This window comes from uncultured Citricoccus sp. (assembly GCF_937871995.1).
Classification (GTDB): domain Bacteria; phylum Actinomycetota; class Actinomycetes; order Actinomycetales; family Micrococcaceae; genus Citricoccus.
Genome location: NZ_CALMQR010000127.1, coordinates 1 through 4,129 on the forward strand (window position 1 = coordinate 1; position 4,129 = coordinate 4,129).

2 protein-coding genes and 1 pseudogene are annotated in these 4,129 nt (G+C 73.8%); 2 read left to right on the plus strand and 1 reads right to left on the minus strand.

Annotated features, from left to right (window positions below):
- The first annotated feature begins 38 nt into the window (after positions 1-38).
- Positions 39-2,183, plus strand: coding sequence for a VWA domain-containing protein (locus tag Q0283_RS14250; protein ID WP_298045234.1), 2,145 nt, complete (start codon positions 39-41; stop codon positions 2,181-2,183).
- Complete coding sequence (locus Q0283_RS14255; RefSeq protein ID WP_298045236.1) at positions 2,183-3,529, plus strand: hypothetical protein; 1,347 nt, start codon at positions 2,183-2,185, stop codon at positions 3,527-3,529. Before Q0283_RS14250 ends, Q0283_RS14255 begins: the two co-directional genes overlap by 1 nt.
- Before the next feature lie 103 nt (positions 3,530-3,632).
- Here Q0283_RS14255 and Q0283_RS14260 read toward each other — a convergent pair.
- A pseudogene (locus Q0283_RS14260) lies at positions 3,633-4,129 on the minus strand (hypothetical protein); the annotation flags it as partial.

Genomic DNA, 4,129 nt, shown 5'->3' on the forward strand with positions numbered 1-4,129 from the left:
CAGCGCAGGCACCCGCTTATCACTCGTACAGGGGACACATGATGGACACCACCTCCCGCCCGAGGCACCCGGGCACCGCCCACGGGCGCCGGTGCGGCCCGGCCCTTCCCGGCCGGACCCTCGCCCTGGTCACGGCCCTCGCCCTGCTCCTGGGCGGCCTGCTGGCGGCCCCCGCGCAGGCCGCCCCGTCGGCCAGCCCCTCCGGTGCCGCCCAGGACGGACAGCGCGCCCTGCAGCCCGTCGTCGTGGTCATGGACTACTCCTCCTCCATGCTGGAGAAGGACGCGGACGAGTCCGGCACCACCCGGCTGGCCGCCGCGCAGGAGGCCACCTCCACCCTGCTGGACAACGCCCCCGACGGCGCGGACCTCGGCATGGTGGTCTACGGCGCCAACACGGTGGGGGACTGCAAGGACATCACCACCCTGCAGAAGGTGGGCCCCACCGACGTCGGCGGGCTCAAGAAGAGGATCGCCGGCCTGGACGCGGTCGGTGAGACCCCGATCGGGGCGGCGCTGCTGCACGCGGCACAGGAACTCGAGGGGATCGACGGGGAGAAGTCCATCATCCTGGTCTCCGACGGTGAGGAGAACTGCTCCGAGCCACCGGCCTGCGAGGCGGCCCAGGACCTGGCAGGGAAGGGCATCGGCCTGACCGTGCACACCATCGGCTTCAAGGTCAACGACGCCGCCCGCGAGGAGCTGACCTGCGTGGCCGAGGCCACGGGCGGCACCTACGTCCAGGCAGACAACGCGACGGAGCTGGAGACCGAGCTGCAGACGAAGACGGTCCGGGCCTTCCAGGGGTACGTCGCCTCCGGGACCCCGGTCACCGGTGGGGAGACGCTGCACTCATCCCCCCAGCTAGCCCCCGGGCAGTACCTGGACGAGTACGGGCGCGGTGAGACCAGGGCCCATTCCAGCGCCGACGGGACGCTGAGGTTCTACAACCTGGGGACCATCGAACCGGGTGAGCGGGCGCACCTGTCCGCCCTGTTGCTGCCGGACCAGTCCCAGCCGACGGCCACGGGTGATCCGTTCGCCGGGATCGAGGTCCAACTGGTCAACGGCCAGGGCGAGAACTGCTCCTCCTCGGACCGGGAGTACTCCCATTCCAGTGACGGTGGCAAGCCGATCGTCGGTTACGTGCGCAGCCAGGAGTACACCGAGCCCGGTAGCCACGGCTGCTTCCAGGACGGCACGGGCCAGCTCTTCGCCAAGGTCCAGCGATTCGGCGAGCACCAGGCGGAGGAGCCGATGCCGGTGGAGCTCAAGTTCGTGGTCGAGCCGGCCGTGGACGAGAGCACGCTCGGTCCCCACGCGGACGAGGACGAGGCCCCCCGGTCGGTGACCCTGTCCGGCGCGGCCGCCGCGGTCGCCGGTGGCGGCAGCTTCAACGAGGCCGTCGAGGTCGAGAACCGGACGGTGCTCTCCGACTCGGTCATGCCGAACGAGGCGCGCTACTACCGGGTGCACGTGGGCTACGGGCAGCGGCTGAACGTCCGCGCCGCCAACGGTGCCTCGGAGGGCGCCGGACCCGATTCCGTGGACGTGAGCGTGTTCTCCAGCGTCCGCGGGCCCGTCACCATGAAGGGTGACCGGCGCCTGCATCGTCGTCCGGCGGGCCAGACCGCCACGCTGAACATGCCGGTCTCCGTCAGCATGGACAATCACGACGGCGTCCACGGCCAGGACGCCTACCTCTCCGGTGACTACTACGTGGTCGTCTCCGCGGACAAGTACAGCGATGACCGCAACCGGGAGCCCTTCCCCTATGAGCTGGCGCTCGAGGTGACGGGCCAGGAGCAGGACGGCCCCCTCATCGCCGAGCCCGGGGCGGGCCGGGTGGTCGATCCGGACTCCGAGCAGGACGCGGGAGAGCAGGACGACGCGGAGGCCGGCGAGGCCACCGCGGGCGCCACGCCGGCCGGAGAACCGGACGAGGGTGGTGGCGGGGCAAAGGCCACCGCCACCGGGCTGACCGAGCCGGCCGGGGACAACCCCTGGCCGTGGTTCCTCGCCGGCCTCGCCGGCAGTGCTCTCATCGGCGCCGCGGCCCTGGTCCTGACCCGACGGCGGCCCGTGGCGGCGCCGGCCACCACACAGCAGCACCCCGCGTCCCCCGCACCCGGCAGCCAGTACCCCACCGACCGCTACGGCACCGATCAGGAAGGACCGCGGTGATGAGCACCAGCAAACGTCCCCCCCGCACGCTGGCCGCCCTCGGTCTCACCCTGGCCCTCACGGCCTGGGCCGGCGCTCCGGTGCTGGCCGCCACGCCGACTGCCGGCACCGGGGAGGGCTCCGCGCCCGCCGCCCGGGCCACCCCGTACCAACCCTCGGGCACCGAGGTCACGGGCGGGGAGAGCCTGGCCGGCGCGGTCGAGGTGGAACCCGGCCTCTACCGGGACACCCTGCAGACCAGTGAGGAGGCCTCCTCGCCCACGGCCTCCACCCGGTTCTACCGGCTGCCGGCGCTCCAGGAGGGAGAGCGGGCCCATGCCGCGGCCGTCCTGGCCGCCGACCCCCACGCCGACGCGCGCGGCACCGACTGGGCCGAGCTCACCGTGGAGTTCGTGAACCTGCAGGGCGAGCGGTGCGGGCCCCCGGTCGCGGACAACGTCTCGATGACGACCGGTGAGGTGCCGGTGGCCAAGACGGCCACGGATCCCATGGAGGCCGGCTCCTACGGATGCTTCGAGGATGAGTCCGGCGTGGTCGTGGCCCAGGTGAGCCGGAGCGGTGAGTGGCTGGCGGACAACCCCGTGGCCGTGGAACTGCGGTTCTGGGTGGAGCCCCCGGTGGACGAGTCCGGGCTGGCCGAGGCTCCCTCGGAGGACCTCCCGCCGGAGTCCGTGACGGTCACCGGCGAGGCGACGCCCGTCACCGGCGGGCGGTCGTTCGGCACGGCCACCGAGATCACCGCGGACCAGGTCTTCTCCGCCGAGCTGCAGCCCCGGGAGGCGGCCTACTTCCGGATCCCGGTCGAGTACGGCCAGCGCCTGAGCTACCGCCTCTCGTCCGGCAACAACCAGCAGTCCCGCGTCCGCGAGATCCGGACCGCGGCCCACGACCCCCTGCTGGGGGACCCCCGGATGCTGGGGGACCAGGGCATCTCCTACACGGACAACGGGGCCACCCTCACCCGGTCCACCGCCGTGCCGGTGAGCGCGGACAATTACGGCTCCTACTCCTACGGCGCCCTGCGGTTCGCCGGCGACTACTACATCGTGGTCACCGGCTCCGAGGCCCGTGGGGGCCGGGAGGGGACCGAGCCGTTCCGCTACGAGCTGGCCGTGTCCCTCTCGGGCGAGCCCACCGGTGCGACCGAGTGGCTGGCGGCGGCCCAGGACGAGCAGACCCTCGCCGCCGGTGGCTCCCCGGACGGCGAGGACGCCCAGGCCGCGAGCGCCCGGGACGGTGGATGGCTCCCGTCCGGCACCGAGCTCGGTGCCCTGCTGGGCGGGGTCGGGCTGGGCGCCGTGCTGACCGGCGTCGCGTGGCTGCTGCTGCGCCGGCGCAGCGCCTGAGGGCGGGCGGTTCCTGAACGTCAGGCCCTGGGCGTCCCGGACCCCTGAGCGCCAGGTCCCGCCGGGGGTTCCGGGTGACCGTGGCCCCGGCCGGACCTGCCGGTCAGTCGTCGGCCTCCCAGACCAGGCCCCCGGTGTCCTCCACGCACACCAGCCGCCGGCCGTCGGCACCGGTGACCACCAGTCCGCGTTCCAGGGCGGTGCAGTCGTCCCCGGCACGGACGGAACTGGTGATGACCGGCGTCCCGGACCGTCCCGACGGCGCCGGGGACTCCGGGTCGGAGGCCGGGGAGGACCTCCCGGAGGGTGCGGTGCCGGTGCCCCGTGACGTCGGCTCCGGGGCGGAGGCCGGGGAGGACCTCGCCGAGGGTGCGGTGCCGGTGCCCCGTGACGTCGGCTCCGCCACGGCACCCTGATCGGTTCCCGTGTCCTGCTCGGCCCCGGGCCCCGCGCGCCCGCCGTCCGGCCGGAGCAGGACGGCGGCCACCACGAGGGCCACGACCCCCAGCAGCACCATGGTCCACGGCAGGACGGCGCCGACGCCCCGGCCGTGGTCCCCGTCCTCCTCACCGGAGTCCGCCGCCTGGCCCGCCGACTGCG

What these genes read in the sequence shown, in the direction of transcription:
- Q0283_RS14250 (WP_298045234.1), top strand. Translation starts at nt 39, where the DNA reads ATGATGGACACCACCTCCCGCCCGAGGCACCCGGGCACCGCCCACGGG.
- Q0283_RS14255 (WP_298045236.1), top strand. Translation starts at nt 2,183, where the DNA reads ATGAGCACCAGCAAACGTCCCCCCCGCACGCTGGCCGCCCTCGGTCTC.